Genomic DNA, 19,338 nt, shown 5'->3' on the forward strand with positions numbered 1-19,338 from the left:
GTGTGATTGTAATCACTTCATTAGGTTCTAATGGGCGTTCTGTTTTCACATCAAACGTTCCATCTGACTTGACAGTGCCTTTTCCGATTTCTTTACCTTTACCATCAGTAATGATGATTTCATCACCCGGTGTTCCTTTTCCAGTCACATTGGTTTCACCCGAGCCTGGCTTATTCACCGTTGGTTTATGGGCATCTTTATCGAGAACGGTAGATTTCGTTTCCATACCCTCGATATCATTCGTATAAGGGATGACTTTGATTTCCTCATTGCCAATTAGAGGACGAGATACATTAATAGTGTAAGACCCATCATCATTGACAGTTGTTTCGCCAATATTTATTCCATTGCCATCTTTTAGAATTAATAAATCACCCGCGATTCCCTTACCTTTTACAATAGTATCATTTTCTACTGGTTGTTCAATCGTTACTTTATGCTTCTCACGATTATAAACAACAACATTTTCTTTATTACCTTTGATGCCATTTGTAATAGGTTGACCTATTATAATTTCGTCACCAATTAAAGGTCTATCTAATGTAATGTCGTAATCTCCATTTGAATCAACGACACCTTCACCGATTTTTTCTCCCGAAGAATCTGTGAATACAATTGTATCACCTGGAAATCCAGTTCCAACTATTTTCGTGTCTCCTGAACTAGCTGGATCAATCACAATATCATGTTTGGCTGCATCGTAGTCTTCAACATAATTATAAATCACTTTAATGTCTGATTTTCCAACTTTCCCAGATTTGATTCCGCTAACAGTCGTTTGAGAGTATCCCTCGATTGGGTAGTTTTCTGAAAAAGTGTAGGACTGTGATTGGATTCCTTTTTGAGTCACAGCAGGTTTTATTTCTTTTCCATCACTCATAAATTGAGCTGTTACATTCACAAATTTTGGTATTCCTGCATACCCTTTTCCATATGTATAAGCAATGTTAGAACCATCGTATCTAAATTTACCGTTATAAATGTTTCCAGTTCTGTTTTGATCAGGAGTATATTTATACATACCTGCCTTGTGCTCCACATCAAGATTCGTTCTAGAGTAGGCTTTGCGCTCAATATTGAGACTGGTGTTCGAGAACTCTACAGTTTCACCATAAATTTTAGTACTTCTATTATAAGGCGTATACGCCAAAATACCGGTTTCTCGATTTATAGATAATATAATGTTAGATTGATTTTCATTTATTTCTGCAACTTCTATAGTCATATACTGCTCTACATTAGTATTATAACCATGTGATTTATTAAAGTTTGGATCTGTTAAAGTAATAATATCACTATCTTTAACTGTTTTAGCATTTGCGTTTATAACAAAAGCATTACTAAAAATTAATGTCAAAGAAAAGAATAGTTTTAAAAATTTTTTCATATTTTCTCCTTAGCGTACTTTATCCATTTAAGCTATATTTTCCTGCTACTTACATTCTTTATATTGAACCCCCCCTCTAAACCGATAGCTCTGTCATAAATAATTAACATATTACAAGCACATTCTATCAAACAAGTAAAATATATCGACTTATATACTTCGATATCACTGAACTTTCGTGTTATCTCATACTAACTTCACAGTTTTAAAGCATCAATTGATGATGATATATTAAATTTGTATCTCTTGCGATTAATCTAGTACGATGGAAGAAACAGAGAAAACATATAAAACGTTACTGAACAGAAAGAAATAAGAGAATTATTAAAGTATATATGCAAGATTGGTACATCATTACAATCCTTTCCACTGAATTTGGCGTATTAGGGGACTGAACTTGATTACCGCATGTTATGACAAATTACAACCAAATTAGTGCACAAACTAGAATTAACGAAATAAGACTGTAGTCTCAAACAGAAACTCGTTGAGTTCGAAATGAATCACTTAGGCCTACACTGTGTACTTTAATGATGTGGGATTGATGCTAACGAATATTATAACTATATTAGAAATGTCACATAGATTATCACCAAATAAGATATTAATTTAAGATAATTTTAAGGAAATTTTCCTTTCCAATAGTGGCATTGTAGAACATCATGGCAAGGTCATATTTCTAAATAGTGAATGGATTAAGTTACTATATTCAGCTACGAAGACACCACTCTGTATTGAAGGAATTAAACATAAGATGTTTTCCAACCTGTTATCGCAAGACTTCAATACTGAAGAAAACCACAGTTTAGTGTACCGTCTTCTCCTTCATTCAAGCTCGGATTGCATTTTTCAATTCTTCCGCATTATTCTAGACCTATCTGACCGAATTATTATCAGTACTAAAAAGATTTGAATAACGACATGATGACAAGCAGACCTGCCAAAGATACTTTAGAAACGGACCTGCAATTACAACAAAAAAAACTAAGGGGTTAATCTTGTATAGTGACCAAGGTAGTCAATTCGAATCCTATGATTTCATACAATATTATCTAGAAAATGTAGTGAATCCAAACAAGGTGTCTATGTAATAATTCGGTAGTGGACCAATTCTTTAGAAATCCAACATTTCGAACTTTTCTACCGCCTACAGATTAATCGTGACAAATAACTCGAAATTAAAATATTTGAATATGAATTTGGATGATATAACAAGGAAAGATTGCGTGCATAATATTGTTGTAGAACACCTAACAAAATCAATAAATGCTTAAATTTATTGATGCACTAGTGTTCAAAAAATACTGCACCATTAGAGTTTATAGTTATCTGCTTGATAATATATTCCCTGGAATATATTAAAAAAACTGAACAAAGCCTAGCAGAAAAAAATCCAATATGAATTAATTATTTTAATTCAAACAACTTCATTTTACATGGAATTACGGTGTTTTATTTGGACTAAAGTAAGTATTGATTATGGATTTATTGTTTGATCATTATCATATCAGTTCACTATATACCTTATATTAATAGTAACTTGAAATAGAATAAAAAAACTCGAGTCCTAATTCAATGGACAAGAGTTCTTTATAAAATAATATTAGTCTAAACATAGTATGGGATTCTGTTAATACCATGTCCATATAAATTCAAGAATCATTCTATTCTTAGAGGTTAATTACAAATGAGAATCATCTATGATTGTGTCAATAAACAGCTTCATAAATGCTCTCCCATTGACAGATTTTGCTATGCGAACATTGCGATGTTCTTTCAATGGATTGTGCATAATTTGCTTACCAAAGTAAGCGACGGTTGCACCGCGTGCCAAAGTTCCTTCCAATTCAACATCAACATGAACGGGTTCAGAATAAGTACACAAGTGTGGGTGTGCAACCAACGATAGCGTGATGATATCATCCATAGGGAATCCAGATAAATCAAAGAACTCACGCCAAATATCAATATATACTGGGAATTTGTGAATCATGTATTCGATTACATCATTACGTTTTCCATACGTTTCAAGATCGTATAAATCATCTCTTGAAAGCATCGACGCTGCGAAATCATTGTTTTCACAGATATCGAGTGGGACTAAAATGATGTCATCGATGTCTGCATTAAGCACGATCTTTGCGGCCTCAGGATCTGCCCAAATATTGTACTCAGATAAAGGTGTGATGTTCCCAGCAATTTCAAAATTACCGCCAAGTGCAATCACTTGCTTGATCTTCGATGCAATTTCCGGGCATTTTTGTAAAGCAACGCCGAGATTTGTCATTGGTCCCGTCGTCACAATCGTAATTTCATTCGGATTGTTTTTCACTGTATCAATGATATAATCCACAGCATTCATCACTTCTGCTTCTTGAAGTGGTTTTGTTTGCGCTTCATTGAAGCGATCTAAACGCGAACCCAACTTATCACGAAGTAACTCATGGAAGTTTACAGGGTCACCGTGTTCAGTCGAAACGGGTTTCATGGGTTGCGCCATACCAGCATACACAGGAATCTGACGGTGTGTAAGGGCAACCGTATTCAGTGCAACCCATGTAGCCTGCTCAATATCACCACTTGCTCCACAAACTGTCGTGATCGCCTCAAGATGCGTTTGCGGATCTAAAACACCAAAGATTACAGCTAAAATGTCATCACCAACAGAATCTATATCCAATATCACTCTATTCATCATACTCACCTATTATCCTATCTACCATCTTATTGGTATGGGGTCTTAAGAATTGTACAATCGGGCCCGTCATAACTACTGCCACGATGGTACCAACGCCTGCTTTTCCTCCCAAAAAATAACCTACTATTACCAAGGTTAAATCGCCAATAATGCGAACCATACGATAAGCAATACCACTTCTTTCTGAAATAATTTCAGAAATTAAATCCACTGCACCGACACCTAAATTAGCACGAATGTATATGGGGATTCCCGATGCCATAATCCCACATCCGATAATCATCAACACCATCCGAATACCAACTGAAAAATCTGATGGTAAAATCCCCATTAAGATTGTGTTGGTAAAATCTGCTGTGTATCCGATTAAAAAAATCGCTAAAAAAGATGAAATGTTAATAAACTTGCGATCAATAATGAAAACGATGGTTAGAATAACCAGATTCATCAAAGCGGATGCATCTCCATAACGGATCCCAAGTTGTTTGGCGAGACCCAGTTGAAAAACACTTGCTGGGTCAACACCTAATTGACTAAAAATAAAGATTCCGACACCGATTCCTGAAATCATTAATCCAATTGCTGCAATTAAGATACGTATCGGTAGTTTTTTATGTTTCATAATCGACTCATTGCCTTAAAGAAGTTTTCAACGTAGACTTCTCGGTTGACACCCTTTAAGAATTTGACATTTTGGGGGCGTTTTACGCCAAAGATTTTTTCTTGATAGTTAATCGTATCCACTACAGTCATTCCGTAGGTTAACGTTCCTTGTGTTTCAACATCCACATTACATTGAATGGATTCAAATATTTCAGGATGAACAAGTGCTCCAATTACAGTTGGATCATGGAGTGTGCAACCTGGAAAGCCTTCAACCTCATAATGATATTTACTGAAATAATCAATCAACTCCGCTGCGAATACAGATCCTTTATTTCCTTGGACTCTTAATATTTCATTTTCCTCGCGTGTCACGTAAGCTTTTTGCGTAACATCTAAACCAGCCATTAAAATTTCAATCTCACTGTTGAAGACAACTTTTGCAGCTTCAGCGTCTGCCCAGATATTATACTCAGCAGCTGGCGTATAGTTTCCAACCGTTCCACCACCCATCAACGCGATCAATTCTATCTTGTCCATTAAATCAGGTCTCATACGTAAAACCAATGCAATATTCGTTAAAGGTCCTAGAGGAACCAATGTAATTGGCTCCTTGCTTGCTTCAAGAGTACGAATTATAAATGAAACAGCATCCTCTTTAATTGGATCAAAACCACGTTCAGGAAGTTCGGGTCCTTCAAGTCCCGAATCCCCATGTACTAATTCACCACCAATTTCCAAATTACGTACAAGGGGTTGGCTCATACCGACCGCAACCGGAATCTCATGATGTCCTAATAAGGTTAGAATACGAAGTGTGTTTTCTGTAACCTTACTTAACGTTTGATTTCCTGCTACCGTAGTAATACCTAATATATCTAATTCAGGTGATGCAAGTGCCCACATAATGGCCATTGCATCATCGTGACCTGGATCACAATCAATAATTATTTTGCGTTTCATGCTTAATGCTCCCTTCAAGTGCTAATCTCATTTTTTTCTTTTCATTTTCGCGTTTAACACGAATACTAAATACTACCAGTCCAACAACAGACACAACATAAGGAATCATTTGAACCAATTCCGTTGGAATGGAGGTTAATTGTAAAGCGTAAGACCATGCTTCTGCGAAAGCAAAGAGAATTGCCGCTAAGCTTGCGCCAAGAGGTGTTGATTTACCCATTGCATCAGCTGCCATCGCAATAAATCCGCGACCTGCTAGCATGTCTTTCGAAAACCAACTTACATAGCCCATTGACATGTAAGCACCGGCGATTCCACCTAAAATTCCACTAATGGCAAGTGCAATCATTTTTGTTTTAAAAACACTTTGACCTACGGACTCCAAAGATTGCGGTGCCTCTCCTGCTGCACGTATTCGAAGTCCCATTGGTGTTTTATAAAGCAAAATCCATACTGCAATAATAGCAATCACCGCAATATAAGCAACCACATTATGTCCCGAAAATATCGTACTCAATATAGGGATATCCTTAATGATGGGGATATTTATATTTGGTAGTACCCCTGAATTTAAGGAACTGGTTGTTCCCTTATCTCCTGTGATCGAATACATAAAGAAGATGGTTCCACCGGAAGCCATGGCATTAAAAGTAATAAACGTTAATGCACTGTCCGTTTTGAGTTTCAGTGAAACATATCCAATAAATAGTGATGCTAGGATTCCCGTGATGACAGCAATTAGGAGTCCAAACCAAGGTCCAAACCCAAATGCACTGGATAATACAGCGACAAGTGCAGATGTAAGCATTACTCCTTCAAGTCCAATATTTGTAATTCCAGCATTTGAAGTGATAACCGCTCCCATAGTCGCAAGCAATAACGGAGTCGCAACACGAATAATGGTATCGTAAAATGAAGTGGTAAAGATCATTTGAATGTATTCCATTATGCAACCTCCTTATTTAATTCGCGTGTAGAAATATCAACGGTCATCTTATGACGCCATTTAGCAAGGAATGCGTTTGCGGCAATAAGGATGATTAAAATGCCTTCAATAATTGCGACAATTTCTGGTGCTACACCGGATTGGCGATACATATAGTCAGCACCAATACGGATGTAGGAAACAAAGATTGCCGCTAGAGGAATAAATTTTGGATTGCCTTTAGCAATAATATTTAAAACAACACCATCAAAACCAAATCCTGGCAATGCCATCCATTGAAAACGCGTATACAAACCAAGCATTTCAACGCCACCACCAAGTCCTGCAACAAATCCTCCAACAAGTTGAGCTAACATGATAATGTGTGGTGTATTCATTCCTACACTTTTCGCAAATTCTTCATTGTTACCAGTAACTGTAATTTTATAGCCCCATTTTGTTTTATTAATAAAGAAGTTAACCGCAATCACGAAGATTGCGACAATCACGATTCCTAGATGAAGACGTGTGTTTTTTAAGAGTACAGGTAACCCGACTCCGTCCTGGAATGGATAGGATGCCGCATAGGCAGAATTAATATCCCGAATATAATGATTGAAGAGATACGTTCCAAAATATAAAATAATCGTATTTAACATGATGGATACAACCAATTCACTGACATTCCATTTAACTTTTAGATATCCTGGAATTGCGGTTATAATACTTCCGACTAACCCAGCACTTAATATTGCTACGATTGTCACAAAGATTGGATGACCACCCATAAAAATGGCAATGGTTGCTGCAACCAAAGAACCAAAATAAAGTGCGCCTTCAGCTGCTAAGTTAAACTGATTGGCTCTAAACATAACACTCACTGCTAAACCTGCAAATGTGAGCGGAATTGCTTTTTCAATAACCGTACTAAAGCGACGTACAGATGTTAGTGGACCAATAATTAAATCAATAATGGCTTGCACTGGATGGGGTGTAAACATTGCTAGAATTCCAAACGAAGCACCAAATGCAATAACAACAGCAATCAAGAGTCTTACAATTTCAAACTTACGCAGAAATTTATCCATTTTTGTTCGTTTCATTTTAATTTTCTGCATGATCTTGCCCTCCTTGGTTTTGTTGTGTTTTTACCCCTAACATGTAATATCCGAGTTCTTCTTCAGTGAGTGTTTTTGTATCATCGAAATATGCGTTAAGCTTTCCTGAGTACATAACTGCAACACTATCGCTGAGTTCTAATATTTCATTCAAATCTGCGGAAATCAAAATAATTGCTTTGCCTTGATCTCTTAATTCAATAATCTTCCGGCGTAAAAGTTCTGATGCTCCAGCATCAATACCACGCGTTGGTTGGTTTGCTATAATAACTGTTGATTCATCCAATAATTCACGAGCGGCTACAACTTTTTGCATATTTCCACCTGATAACATTAAAATTGAACGATTGATTGAGTCGGTGACAATTTCAAACTCTTTAACCAATTCTTGAGCGTGATGGTTCATTTTATGACGATCAAGAATGATATTTCCTTTTTTTGTAAACGACTCAATCCGATTGGTAAACATATTATCTACAATCGACATGTGGGGTGCGGTTCCTGTCTTGAGGCGATCTTCCGAAATAATACTTAAACCACAATCGCGAATCGCTTTTGGTGTATAGTTTTCAGGTTCTTTACCATTAATCGTAAAGGAACCCTCTTGCATCGTTGTCATTCCACTCAAAATATCCGACAATTCTGATTGACCATTTCCTTCAACACCTGCAACACCTAGAATTTGTCCAGCATAGACATCCAATGAGACATGATCTACAACGCGCTTTCCAATATCATTAATTGCAACTAAATTTCGGGCAGATAAATAGACATCTCCGCGTTCCATCGGTTTTTTTTCAATTTTCAATACAACATCGCGTCCGACCATATTTTTTGAGATATCCTCAACGCTGGTATCACAAATATTTTTAGAGACAACTGTACGACCATGACGCATGATTGTCACACGATCACACAGTTCCATAATCTCATTCAATTTATGTGATATAAATACAATGGTATGTCCTTGATTTTTTAACATCTTTAATTGTTGAAATAGCTCTGTCGTTTCTTGTGGAGTGAGTACTGCCGTTGGCTCATCGAGAATTAGAATTTTCGCACCACGAACCAACGCTTTAAGGATTTCCGTTTTTTGTTTAACACCCACGGATACATCCTGTACTTTTTTTGTAATATCGATATTAAACTGATATTTTTCATTATATTCACGCGCAAGACTAAGCATCTCTTTTTCATCGAGAAATAATTTTCCACGTGTTGGCTCATCGCCAAGGACAATATTTTCAGCAATCGTGAGTGATTCAACCAACATAAAATGTTGGTGAACCATCCCGATCCCTAAATCGATTGCTTTTTTAGAGTTTTCAATCGTAACCGCTTCTCCATTAAGTGTTATCGTACCACTATCTGGACGTTCCATTCCAAAGAGAATCTTCATCAATGTTGATTTACCAGCGCCATTTTCTCCAATTAAGGCATGAATTTCATTGGTCATTAATCTCAAATTTACATCTTTATTTGCGACAACACCATTGGGGTAAACTTTCAATACATTCTCTACATTTAGTAATTCTTGCATAATAACCTCCATACCTAAGAATTGAGTTGCATCAATTCTTAAGGTGCAACACTTGTTTTAATGCTATTTAAAATTTCTGTAGACATACCGATTGCAGTACTTACTTCGATTTCACCTGCAACAATTTTTTGTTCAATTTCTTCAAGGGCAGCAATCGTTTCCGGCTTCATGCTTGATGTGAAGACATCATTTTTAGCCAATCCCACAGCTCCCTCTTTAACACCTAATTGTTCAGCTGTTCCTAGTGGTAGTTTATCTTCTTGATGAAGTTTCACTGAGTTAAATAGAACATCTCCGACACGTTTCACCATCGAGGAAATAATGATATCTGCAATATCTTGTTTATTGTTATTGCTATACATTGCAGATTGGTCACTATCCACACCAATGATATATTTGTTTGTCTCACGAGCAGCTTCAATGGTACCCAATCCTGTAGGACCTGCTGCTGGGAATATAACATCAACACCTTTATTAGCTAATGCAATTCCTAACTCTTTTCCTTTAGCAGGGTCGTAGTAGTCACCCGCATATGTTGCGACAACTTTAATGTCTTCATTTACATATTTAGCACCTTCAATGTAACCAACTAAGAAGTCGTTAATTGGAGGAATATCCATTCCACCCAAGAAGCCAATCATCGGTTTTTCATCAGCATTTGGTAATTCAATAGTCATATAAGCACCCAAAGCACCTGCTAAGAACGAACCTTCATTTTGTTTAAAGGTTGCTGAATATACATTGTCTAAGTTTCCTTTACTGTAATCGACCGCGTTATCAATTAAGATAAATGTTTTATCTGGATATTGTGGTGCAATTTGTTGAATTGGATCAACCATTGACGGTGATACTGCAATAATAATTTTTGCTTTTTCTTCAGCAGCATCCGCTAGAGCTGGTTCCCATTTTGATTCGTCAGACCCTGTTTCAATAACTTGAATTGGTAATCCCAAATCTTTTTCAACGCGTTTCATTCCTTCATTAGCGGAGTCAAAGAAACCAAGGTCACCCAAGTTTCCATTAACAATCAAGATTACGCCATCTTCTGAAGCGGAATCCGTTGTGGAACTACATCCCACAGTCACAAGTAATAACACAGCTGCAAACAAAATTAATTTAAACTTTTTCATCGTTTTTCTCCTTTGAATGATGTTAACTGAGCTAAATCTTTATAATAGGGTATTGATGGTGCCGCTCCATAACGACTAACACACAATGCTGCGGCCTTTGATGCATCGTTTAATACATCTTGAATTGGTTTGTTGCGACTCATACCCGCTACAAAATATCCTGCAAACGTATCCCCAGCTCCGGTTGTATCGACAGCCTTGGTTTGAAAAGCAGTCTGCTCGATGATGCTTCCTTCATAGAGACACACACTTCCTTTGCTCCCAAGCGTTAGTACACAATTTAGATCTGGATACTTCGCTTTAAATGTATCTAGAATGGCTTCCGTTTCCGTGCAACCACTCATCATTTCTGCCTCAACTTGGTTCATAATCAACCAGCTGATTTTATTCAAATCAATTTGCTTTAGACTTTCAGTAAGGGGGGACGGATTAAGAACAATGGTCATTCCACGTTTGTGTGCTTCATTGACCACGTACTCCAACTCACTGATTTCATTTTGTAAAACAAGCATGGTTTCTTGATCAAACTGAGTTAAGACATTATCAATATACTCGCGATCCACGCTTCCATTCGAACCGCTGTAAACGATAATGCAGTTTTCTCCAATTTCATCAACCTGAATGATTGCATGCCCTTGCAAGATATCATCCATCTTGACCAAATGTACATCAACTTCGTTCTCTTCTAAATATTCTTTAAGTACATTCCCTCCATTTCCTAAAATTCCAGCATGGCAGACATCAATGCCCGCACGCCTCATTGCAATTGACTGATTTAACCCTTTACCACCCGGATTCACTTCCAATTTTCTGACATCCTTGGTTTCTCCAGGTTGTACAAACCGGTCAAGATAGTAAACATTGTCAATATTCATTGAACCAAAATTAAGGACTTTCATTGTAATCTCCTATTCAATCAAATCGAACGTCTTCGACATTAAGTTAAACGTTTAACTTAATTTAAAACTAGTATAGTTAATAATGTAAGCGTTGTCAACGCTATTTGAGTTTTTTCTAGAAATCGCTTACATTATTTGTACCATCGACCTCCATAAAAAAAATGATGCTAAGCATCATTTTTCATTTCTTGATTAAAATCAATTACACTATCTCGTTCATATAACTTCGGTTTCAATACTAAGCGTTCAACGAAGTCCTTCTCTTCAATCATCCGAATCATAATCTCAATCGTACTTTTTGCCATAGCATCAACATTCAAATCAATCGATGTAATGCCTTCTGAAATATAATCATTCATCTCAAGATTATCAAAACCCACAATCGAAATATCTTGTGGAATGCGATATCCTAAAGCCTCAGCACGTTTTTTGAACCCATAAGCATTTAAATCATTTGAAGCAACAACTGCAGTAATGTTCTGTTTAAGTAATACTTCGGCAGCATCATAACCAGTTTTAAAATCAAAACCTCCAAAAAAAACCTTTGACTCGTCATAATCTAATTTGTAATCAAGCATCGCTTCTCGGTAGCCTTCATGTCGAAAATAGCCATTCAAAGACGTTTCTCGAGTTGAGATAAAACCAATATTTTGATGACCCTTCTTGATACAATGTACTGTCGCTATGTATGTACCTAATTTATTATCGAATACAACTTGACTCCCTTTATAATCTTTTAATGATCGATCAATTGTGATGGTCGGAATATTCGCCCTTTCTATCATTCGGTTTATTTGTTTTTCATGTCCATACGAATTGGCAGATGCCGCAAGAATGATACCATCCATATTTCTGCGAAAGAGCGAATCAAACAATTTTATATCATTCTCGTAGTGTTCATCTGCATTAACCATAAGCACTGTGTAATTATAAGCTCTCGCTAATGTCTCGATTTTTTTTGCTAGGTTTGCGAAAAACGGATTTGAAAGATCCGGTATGATTAACCCCAAAGCAAATGTTTTATGTTGCACGAGGCTTCTCGCTGCCATATTGGGTGTATAATTAAGTGATTTCGCCAAATCAATGATTTGTCGTTTTGTTTCAGTTGAAAACCGTTTGGTATCCGGATCTTTCAGTATAATGGATACTGTTGCCACAGATACGCCTGCAATTTCAGCAATATCCTTGAGCCGTGTTCTCTTGTAATTATCTTTTGTCATAGCGCCCCATCCCTTATATCATATCTCCTTCTATTATACCTTATTAAAATAAAATGCAAATAATCCTTTTATCTTCTTATGTAATGCATATCGAATATTGGCTTATGAATCATTATAATTGTGTTGCATTTTCAATTAAATATTTTGCTTCATACATTTTTATTTATAAAAACACCGCACCATTACTGGTACGGTTGAAAAATAAATTCAACTAAAGTCTTTAACGACATTTCCGACGACTTTATTTCTTATGATTAATGTAGTATTTTATGATTAGTTTTAGTGTTATTTAATATTTCGCTTAATTTTTCATTCATCCGTGTAACATTTATTGTATCTGTTGGTGAATATTCAATCATAGCCAACCATTCCAAGATATTTTTGACTTCTTCTTCATCTCCGGAAATTAAGGTATTGTTGAGATATTCATATCCGCCTACTCCCCCGACATCCTCTGGAGGGCACACACCCTCCGCTTCAATAACCGTTGCGGAAGTATCATATTGTTCGACAATTTCACTAATCACGATATCATGATCCCACCAATCACCAAAATCGTATATATAACGTAAATTCTTCGTTTTATTGTATACATCGCGTATTTGAATGCTAGCGGCATCGATTTCCATTGTGGAACTATCACCTTCAAAAAAACCTACGATTTTCATGTCATTTGGTAAAACGAACTCATATAGATGAGCGTTATTCCATCCCATAGCAGTTTGGATAACGAGATGGAGTTCATACATTGTTAAATCTGCATCAACCACAACTTTACGATAACAACGCTCTTTCATTCCTGTCAGTTCAATAACCACTAAGTACTGATTCATTTTATGCACCTCTTTTAAATTTAGTATATCATACACACTGATAATTATTAATATGTTTTAGTAGTGTTCATGTTTAGGAAATCAATAGAGCATAAACTTAAATATTTTCTTTATGTCTAGAGATAGAGAATAGGATATTGTGATGTAGCATTTCTCAAATGATAACAGAAAAGAATCACATGTCTTTCTATAAATAATGAAGTCCAAAATTTAACGACTTTGAATTAATCTAAAATCAAATGCTTCCAACCAGATAGATCGTTTTTATTCCTAAAAATGGTAGTATTAATATATTTCTGAATGTTTTTGAGTTTGATAGATCTATTTATAAAGAGGAGTTCGCTTCTAACGATGTAATATCAAAATTAACATCATAAGTTATAAAAAGATTCAGCCTGTTTTACAAACAAACGTGTATAAGCAGCATAATTTTCAAAGAAATCCCCAACATCAGTACCATTATGTTCTTGGAAAATTGCCCAGTTCATCCAATAAAATCCGGTAACCGCAAAAGTTCCAATAAAATGATGCTTGTCAGCTTCGCTCATGGTCCCCCCTGCATATTGATCAAGAACCTTCAGAATGGTTGAGTAATCGTAAGGCGAACATACGATAAAGGTCGCAAGGTCTACAGCTGGATCGGCAACCATCGCGAATTCCCAATCAATTAAATAAAAATTATCATCTTGGAAGAGAATATTAGTCGTATAGATATCATTATGACAAAGAGTCTTCGCATAACCTTCACGTGAAACACACTCATAAATGCGCTCTACGCGTTCACTTAAATCATCATAATCTGAGAAATGGGAACGACCAACATCACCAATTTCTTGCTTAAAGTCTTGAATTTTTTGGAATAAGTCAAACTCCCATTCGCCTTGTATGTTTGCATCATGAAGGTAACGTACTTTCTCGATTACAACTTTAACATCTTCTTCGTTCATATAATCAAAATAGCGCGCATTTTCAATATAATTCGATATCTTCCAGCCCTCAGTTTGATCCATAAATACAAGACTGTTATCTAAGCCGAGTTCTTTCGCTTTCAATTGAGCATAGAACTCACTTTTCCGATTAATATAAGCATCCGTTTCAACGCCTGGTTCACGATAAACATACTTTTTTCCATCAACCTCGAATGTGTAAGAATGATTGGTAAGTCCGCCAAATAGTGGGGTAAAGTTCAAAATGGAATCAATCTCACATTCCAATGTTTTCGCAATGTTTTGCATGTAATTCGTGATGATTTCTGCCATCTGTAACGCTCCTTTTACTTAGTCTCTTTATTATATAATAAACTTTACATAAAAGAACGCTTTTAGGCATGAATTAAGCAATATATGTACTGATTCGATGCAAATCCTCTACTCTGATAATTCGATGGAACTAGACCGATACAACGCACTCACATCAGGACATTCAATCGTTTCAATCAGTCCACCACTTTTCAAATCGTAGACATACTGTGTGTAGTTTGGCTTGGATTCAAAGTTCCCAAATAGAACAAGATTTTCTTTACTCGAATCATACCAATACTGAGACCAATAATGATACTGTGCGGTATCACTTATTGGCTCAAGTGTAAGATCCCGACGCTCCATAGTATTTAAATCAATCATTCGAAGCTCGTGACGCTCACTTTTAATGTAGAGCTTGTTATTGATGATAGAATTTTGTACATCACTTGTGAAGGATGGTCCAAATCGCTTAAAATCTGAGATCGACTCAACATTCAAATCCTTATCAATTACAAGAAGCCGGTCTTCTATTGAGCCAATACTATCTGAGATTGGTACATTATCCGCTATATACAAATAAAGATATAGTTTTTCTGAATCCGTGATGAGTTGTGAGGTATAGTGCCTTGATTCCAATGTTTCAGACATCTTCTCAATCATTTTATTTTCAATATTATATCTGTAGAGCTTTCGTTTAATTCCACGTTCAGAATGTTTTTGATTATGGTTATTTTCCGTAAGTACATAAACATCAGAACCAATCACTACAAGAGAAGTTGCTTGTTCATCCTCAATATCGAAAAGTTTCTCGTTGTTCTTATATATTGATGTCAAATAATTTGTAGGTTCCGATCTAAAGCCTTGGTTATCAATGAAATACAAATTTTCTTCATAAAGATATACCTGTGAATCAATCGCATTCAAAGAGGGTTCGAAGTTGTATACTTTTTCGTCTTGGTTCGATAATTTTCCCTTTATAAATTTATCGGATGATATCAGATAGTAAAAATTATTATCAATTTTTAATTTATAAAAATTTCCGCGATATTTTTTCGAGCCTAGAACATGCCCACTCTTATCGAGAAACTTAAACTCCGTGTGATTCAATAAGTTTAGAAATTCTGGTGATTTTGCGCTATGGAAAGTATCGTTCCCTAATACTATTGTTTTAGTATCTTTAAGTGCATTTGTGGAAGGTGTTGAAGAACAGCCTGCAATAAGTAATATCATTAGAATACAGTAAGATAATTTTTTCATGATATCTAGTACCGTGTTCTTTCAAATAAACTTCTTTCCAGAATATCCTTTGGTGAAAGAAACTTTCCAGTCCGTATTGATCTTATAGCTATCATTTCTTGGTTAAATACCACCATTATAATAATCCCCCTTTAATAAAAAAATGATACCAAATTCATTATTGATGCACAAGAAAATCGTTGGCCACCTGAACATCGTTTATCTATGATTCATATCAACGAGCTTAAAAGAGTCGATGCACCTACCGATTCATCAAATAAGAGTTAAATCATTTCTCAAAAAATCACTTTTGGAACTGAAGCACAATATTAAAACTACTCTCAATATTTTTGAGACTTTAAACGTTCAATAACCGATTCTCGATTGAACATACTTGTTGAAATTAGAGTTTGAGTAATCAGTATTAGCGTAGAACCAATAATTGCGTACAAGAGATAGTCCAATCTAAAGTTAAATTCAGGCATCCAAATCACTTTTCTTACAATTGCATACAGTCCATAGGATAGTCCAAAACTTAATACGATTGAGTAAACAATCACTTTCCCTATTGTAAATACAGATTCGTAGAGTAACATCTTACACATGTCCTTGCGTGTCATTCCCACTGACTCTAGGATTGCATACTCGCCTTTGCGTCTATCCTGTTCAGATATAGTTGTATTAAGAATACTCGTAACCGTCATCAAGAGAATCAGACCCATCACTGAAAATAATATTTTTACGATAACATCATAAACATTCTTATCTTGCGTATAGTCTGAGGCTAAGTTTCTAATAGAAAATATTGGCTTCATTCTAATAAGGCTTGTTTCAACTGCATCCGCTTTTTCAGTCTCAATCAACAAACTCCTATTCAGTACAAACTGATAAGGGCTCTCACTCTCAATTCTATCAAACAAAGTTTGGGATACAATATAGTTTACTAGTACCTCACTACGAATGATCGACTCATTATAGAAAAATTTGAGCACTGAGGATGCACCATCAAATGTGTCAACCTTTAAACCGATGGGATACTCTGATGTTTTTGACATACTTTTCCCATCTGTTCCATCATATGTATAAAAATGGACAAGATCACCAACTTTCAAGTCAGTTAAATGGCGAGATATCTGCATTCTTCCGTTATTATAGTCTGAAATGACGCCTTCAAAATAATCGTTTACCACAATTTCATGAAGATTAACGGAGGGATATAATGTATTGAAATCTTTGTCATCTAAAACGATTATTTTATGTCTCAATAAATATCTCAATTCTTCATCAAATACATCATTGTGATGCCAAATTCCAAGTCGTCCTGATTCTGTTGTCACCTTAAACGTCGAACTTACGTCTTCATTCTCTTCAATTTGACTTCTAATGTCATCAAAAGCGCTCGAATCGATATTCTGTTTTTCAATTTGAATCGCATAATTACCATGATCTAATTTTGCAGAGGCTAAATCTAGGGAAGAAGCCAAGAAAGAAGCAATCAATACCAACGATACAGTACCTATTATCAAAGAACGTTTAAGACCCAAGTATTTTTTTCGATCTCTAACCGTATTTTTATATGCCAAAACACCTGCTTGCCCCCAAAATAACTTGATGAATCTTGTTTTTTCTTTTTTCTTATTGATTGTTATCCGCTTGCTTTCACGTATCAATTCAATAGAACTCTCTTTAAATATATTTCTTATAGAACGAAGTAATGGGATATAAACAACTATAAATGAGACTATAAATATTCCTGAAATTAGCTCCATTGTTAGAGTTGGCTTCGCAAATTCCATAATATTATATCCAAATAGGGACGTGTTAGATAATATGGGATAACTCATGTTAAAGATTCCTTGAGACACAAGAAACCCACCCATCAATCCTATAACAACACAAGGAATTGTGGTCAGAAACATCTCAAAAAAAAGTGACCTTCGTATCTGATTTTTAGTTACCCCAATTGTTGATAGGAGACTTAAAGATTTTGCTTTACTCTCGAGGCTAATGTTCAGGGTGTTATAGAGTGTGAAGATTGATGTTAACGTGAATAAACCCAATAGAACACTTGCCATTACCACTACAACTTTCCACATAATATTCTTATTGTCGCTTAGTCCTAATAGTTCATTACGAAAATCGTTAAATACTACATCTTCATCTATGAGATTGTTAGACTCCATCATTGAAATAACCGATTTCTCAAAACTCTTTGTGTCATTTTCGAATTGAACATAGACTGTATTGTCATATGACATCATAGCACTCTTAGTTTGATTGTCGTATGCATATTGTCTATCTACAACACCAACAATTGTAACTGCCGATTTTGAGCCATCTGCCCATCTTACATCGAGTTTGTGACCTATAGGATCATCTAAATTCAATGCCTCAAGCATCATTTCAGAAACGTGCATTTCCTCATTGTTTTCTGCCAATCTTCCACTAAGAAGCGTTTGCTGAGAACCTTGTTTGATGAAAGAAAAATCTTCATTATGTAAAGCATAAAGTAAAAAAGTTTGGGGGCTATGTTGTTCAGCATTAAAATCAACCGCCGTTATATCTCCAACTTTTGATGTATACTCATACTTAACAATATCTTCTCCACTTTCAATCAATGCATCCACATCTTTTACATTTCGAAAGTAGACATTATATTGTTCACCGTATTTAAGCGACGATAACTTGTAACTACTATAAAATCCTGAAAATGTTGCGATCACGGCCGTCATAAGACTCACTACAATCATAATTGACAACCATGACATTAGTGTTTGCTTCCAATATTTTTTAAGGTGTCTATATTGAACTTTTAGAAGTGATTTCATCGTATTCTCTCATCTCTAATAATGCGACCATCTTCTATTTCAATAATTCTTTTGGCCTGTGATGCAATAGTTTCATCATGAGTAACCATTATGATTGTTTGTTCGCTCATCTCATTGGTTTCTCTAAGAATTTTAATGATTTCCTTAGATGTTTTTTTGTCTAAGTTACCCGTTGGCTCATCTGCAAGAATCAGAGTTGGTCGATTCATGAGCGCTCTTGCTATGGAAACACGTTGTTGTTGCCCTCCAGATAATTGACTTGGTAAGTGGTTTACACGATTCACAAGTTCTAAGGACTTTAGAAGTTCTTCCAGATGGATTTCATCAATGTTTTGATTGTCGAGCTCTAAAGGAAGGATAATATTTTCCTTTACATCTAATAATGGAATTAGATTGTAAAACTGATAGATTAAACCTATATGACGTCTTCTAAAAATCGTGAGTGCTTCTTCACTTAATGCTCCAAGATTGGTGTTATCCAATCGAATAACACCACTGGATACAGTATCAACACCTCCAATAACATGGAGAAGAGTCGACTTTCCGCTTCCACTTGCACCCATAATTGCTATAAATTCTCCACTATCCACAGAAACAGAGACGTTATCAAGAGCCTTAATTTCTGCGTCGCCTTGCTTATACGTTTTTGAAACATTTTCCAGCACTAATAATGACATAGTATCACCTCACTTTTATTATATATTTCATGAGAGTGTT

At 35.7% G+C, this 19,338-nt stretch carries 15 protein-coding genes; all 15 read right to left on the bottom strand.

The window, feature by feature from the left end; translation table 11 throughout:
* Window positions 1-1,387, bottom strand: a 1,387-nt coding sequence (locus tag EPJ90_RS02750; RefSeq protein ID WP_200542542.1) for an Ig-like domain-containing protein, incomplete at its 3' end; no start/stop codon positions are given.
* Between the two features lie 1,681 nt (window positions 1,388-3,068).
* The gene (locus EPJ90_RS02755) at window positions 3,069-4,082 is read right to left on the bottom strand and encodes a nucleoside hydrolase (RefSeq protein ID WP_237558281.1); all 1,014 of its coding nucleotides are present in this window, start codon (window positions 4,080-4,082) and stop codon (window positions 3,069-3,071) included.
* Window positions 4,075-4,707 (bottom strand): YczE/YyaS/YitT family protein, encoded by a 633-nt coding sequence (locus tag EPJ90_RS02760; protein WP_161636730.1) that lies wholly within the window; start codon window positions 4,705-4,707, stop codon window positions 4,075-4,077. The genes EPJ90_RS02755 and EPJ90_RS02760 overlap by 8 nt, the downstream gene beginning before the upstream one ends.
* Complete coding sequence (locus EPJ90_RS02765; protein WP_161636731.1) at window positions 4,704-5,651, bottom strand: nucleoside hydrolase; 948 nt, start codon at window positions 5,649-5,651, stop codon at window positions 4,704-4,706. The genes EPJ90_RS02760 and EPJ90_RS02765 overlap by 4 nt, the downstream gene beginning before the upstream one ends.
* A complete protein-coding gene (locus tag EPJ90_RS02770; RefSeq protein WP_161636732.1) occupies window positions 5,629-6,597 on the bottom strand; it encodes an ABC transporter permease in 969 nt (322 codons plus the stop codon). The genes EPJ90_RS02765 and EPJ90_RS02770 overlap by 23 nt, the downstream gene beginning before the upstream one ends.
* Entirely contained in the window at window positions 6,597-7,694 is a 1,098-nt protein-coding gene (locus tag EPJ90_RS02775; protein WP_161636733.1) for an ABC transporter permease, read from the bottom strand. Before EPJ90_RS02775 ends, EPJ90_RS02770 begins: the two co-directional genes overlap by 1 nt.
* On the bottom strand, window positions 7,681-9,234 hold the full coding sequence (locus EPJ90_RS02780) for an ABC transporter ATP-binding protein (RefSeq protein WP_200542543.1): 1,554 nt from the start codon (window positions 9,232-9,234) through the stop codon (window positions 7,681-7,683). Before EPJ90_RS02780 ends, EPJ90_RS02775 begins: the two co-directional genes overlap by 14 nt.
* A gap of 38 nt (window positions 9,235-9,272) precedes the next feature.
* Window positions 9,273-10,364 carry a BMP family lipoprotein gene (locus EPJ90_RS02785; RefSeq protein ID WP_161636735.1) on the bottom strand — a complete coding sequence of 364 codons (1,092 nt, stop codon included), beginning with the start codon at window positions 10,362-10,364 and terminating at the stop codon, window positions 9,273-9,275.
* Complete coding sequence (locus EPJ90_RS02790; protein ID WP_161636736.1) at window positions 10,361-11,263, bottom strand: ribokinase; 903 nt, start codon at window positions 11,261-11,263, stop codon at window positions 10,361-10,363. Before EPJ90_RS02790 ends, EPJ90_RS02785 begins: the two co-directional genes overlap by 4 nt.
* Before the next feature lie 167 nt (window positions 11,264-11,430).
* Window positions 11,431-12,483, bottom strand: a complete 1,053-nt coding sequence (locus EPJ90_RS02795) for a LacI family DNA-binding transcriptional regulator (protein ID WP_161636737.1) — start codon at window positions 12,481-12,483, stop codon at window positions 11,431-11,433.
* Window positions 12,484-12,737: 254 nt separating this feature from the next.
* Window positions 12,738-13,316: a plasmid pRiA4b ORF-3 family protein gene (locus EPJ90_RS02800; RefSeq protein WP_161636738.1), complete on the bottom strand. Its 579-nt coding sequence runs from the start codon at window positions 13,314-13,316 to the stop codon at window positions 12,738-12,740.
* A gap of 371 nt (window positions 13,317-13,687) precedes the next feature.
* Window positions 13,688-14,575: a choline kinase family protein gene (locus tag EPJ90_RS02805; RefSeq protein ID WP_200542544.1), complete on the bottom strand. Its 888-nt coding sequence runs from the start codon at window positions 14,573-14,575 to the stop codon at window positions 13,688-13,690.
* 108 nt (window positions 14,576-14,683) lie between these two features.
* Window positions 14,684-15,814 carry a hypothetical protein gene (locus EPJ90_RS02810; protein ID WP_200542545.1) on the bottom strand — a complete coding sequence of 377 codons (1,131 nt, stop codon included), beginning with the start codon at window positions 15,812-15,814 and terminating at the stop codon, window positions 14,684-14,686.
* A 320-nt stretch (window positions 15,815-16,134) separates the two neighbouring features.
* Window positions 16,135-18,621 carry an ABC transporter permease gene (locus EPJ90_RS02815; protein WP_200542546.1) on the bottom strand — a complete coding sequence of 829 codons (2,487 nt, stop codon included), beginning with the start codon at window positions 18,619-18,621 and terminating at the stop codon, window positions 16,135-16,137.
* Window positions 18,618-19,298, bottom strand: a complete 681-nt coding sequence (locus EPJ90_RS02820; RefSeq protein ID WP_161636742.1) for an ABC transporter ATP-binding protein — start codon at window positions 19,296-19,298, stop codon at window positions 18,618-18,620. The genes EPJ90_RS02815 and EPJ90_RS02820 overlap by 4 nt, the downstream gene beginning before the upstream one ends.
* Window positions 19,299-19,338 lie beyond the last annotated feature (40 nt).

Source organism: Erysipelothrix sp. strain 2 (EsS2-7-Brazil), assembly GCF_016617655.1.
Taxonomy (GTDB): Bacteria; Bacillota_I; Bacilli_A; order Erysipelotrichales; family Erysipelotrichaceae; genus Erysipelothrix; species Erysipelothrix piscisicarius.

What these genes read in the sequence shown, in the direction of transcription:
- EPJ90_RS02810 (WP_200542545.1), bottom strand. Translation starts at nt 15,814, where the DNA reads ATGAAAAAATTATCTTACTGTATTCTAATGATATTACTTATTGCAGGC.
- EPJ90_RS02765 (WP_161636731.1), bottom strand. Translation starts at nt 5,651, where the DNA reads ATGAAACGCAAAATAATTATTGATTGTGATCCAGGTCACGATGATGCA.
- EPJ90_RS02755 (WP_237558281.1), bottom strand. Translation starts at nt 4,082, where the DNA reads ATGAATAGAGTGATATTGGATATAGATTCTGTTGGTGATGACATTTTA.
- EPJ90_RS02820 (WP_161636742.1), bottom strand. Translation starts at nt 19,298, where the DNA reads ATGTCATTATTAGTGCTGGAAAATGTTTCAAAAACGTATAAGCAAGGC.
- EPJ90_RS02775 (WP_161636733.1), bottom strand. Translation starts at nt 7,694, where the DNA reads ATGCAGAAAATTAAAATGAAACGAACAAAAATGGATAAATTTCTGCGT.
- EPJ90_RS02785 (WP_161636735.1), bottom strand. Translation starts at nt 10,364, where the DNA reads ATGAAAAAGTTTAAATTAATTTTGTTTGCAGCTGTGTTATTACTTGTG.
- EPJ90_RS02815 (WP_200542546.1), bottom strand. Translation starts at nt 18,621, where the DNA reads ATGAAATCACTTCTAAAAGTTCAATATAGACACCTTAAAAAATATTGG.
- EPJ90_RS02770 (WP_161636732.1), bottom strand. Translation starts at nt 6,597, where the DNA reads ATGGAATACATTCAAATGATCTTTACCACTTCATTTTACGATACCATT.
- EPJ90_RS02760 (WP_161636730.1), bottom strand. Translation starts at nt 4,707, where the DNA reads ATGAAACATAAAAAACTACCGATACGTATCTTAATTGCAGCAATTGGA.
- EPJ90_RS02780 (WP_200542543.1), bottom strand. Translation starts at nt 9,234, where the DNA reads ATGCAAGAATTACTAAATGTAGAGAATGTATTGAAAGTTTACCCCAAT.
- EPJ90_RS02800 (WP_161636738.1), bottom strand. Translation starts at nt 13,316, where the DNA reads ATGAATCAGTACTTAGTGGTTATTGAACTGACAGGAATGAAAGAGCGT.
- EPJ90_RS02790 (WP_161636736.1), bottom strand. Translation starts at nt 11,263, where the DNA reads ATGAAAGTCCTTAATTTTGGTTCAATGAATATTGACAATGTTTACTAT.
- EPJ90_RS02795 (WP_161636737.1), bottom strand. Translation starts at nt 12,483, where the DNA reads ATGACAAAAGATAATTACAAGAGAACACGGCTCAAGGATATTGCTGAA.
- EPJ90_RS02805 (WP_200542544.1), bottom strand. Translation starts at nt 14,575, where the DNA reads ATGGCAGAAATCATCACGAATTACATGCAAAACATTGCGAAAACATTG.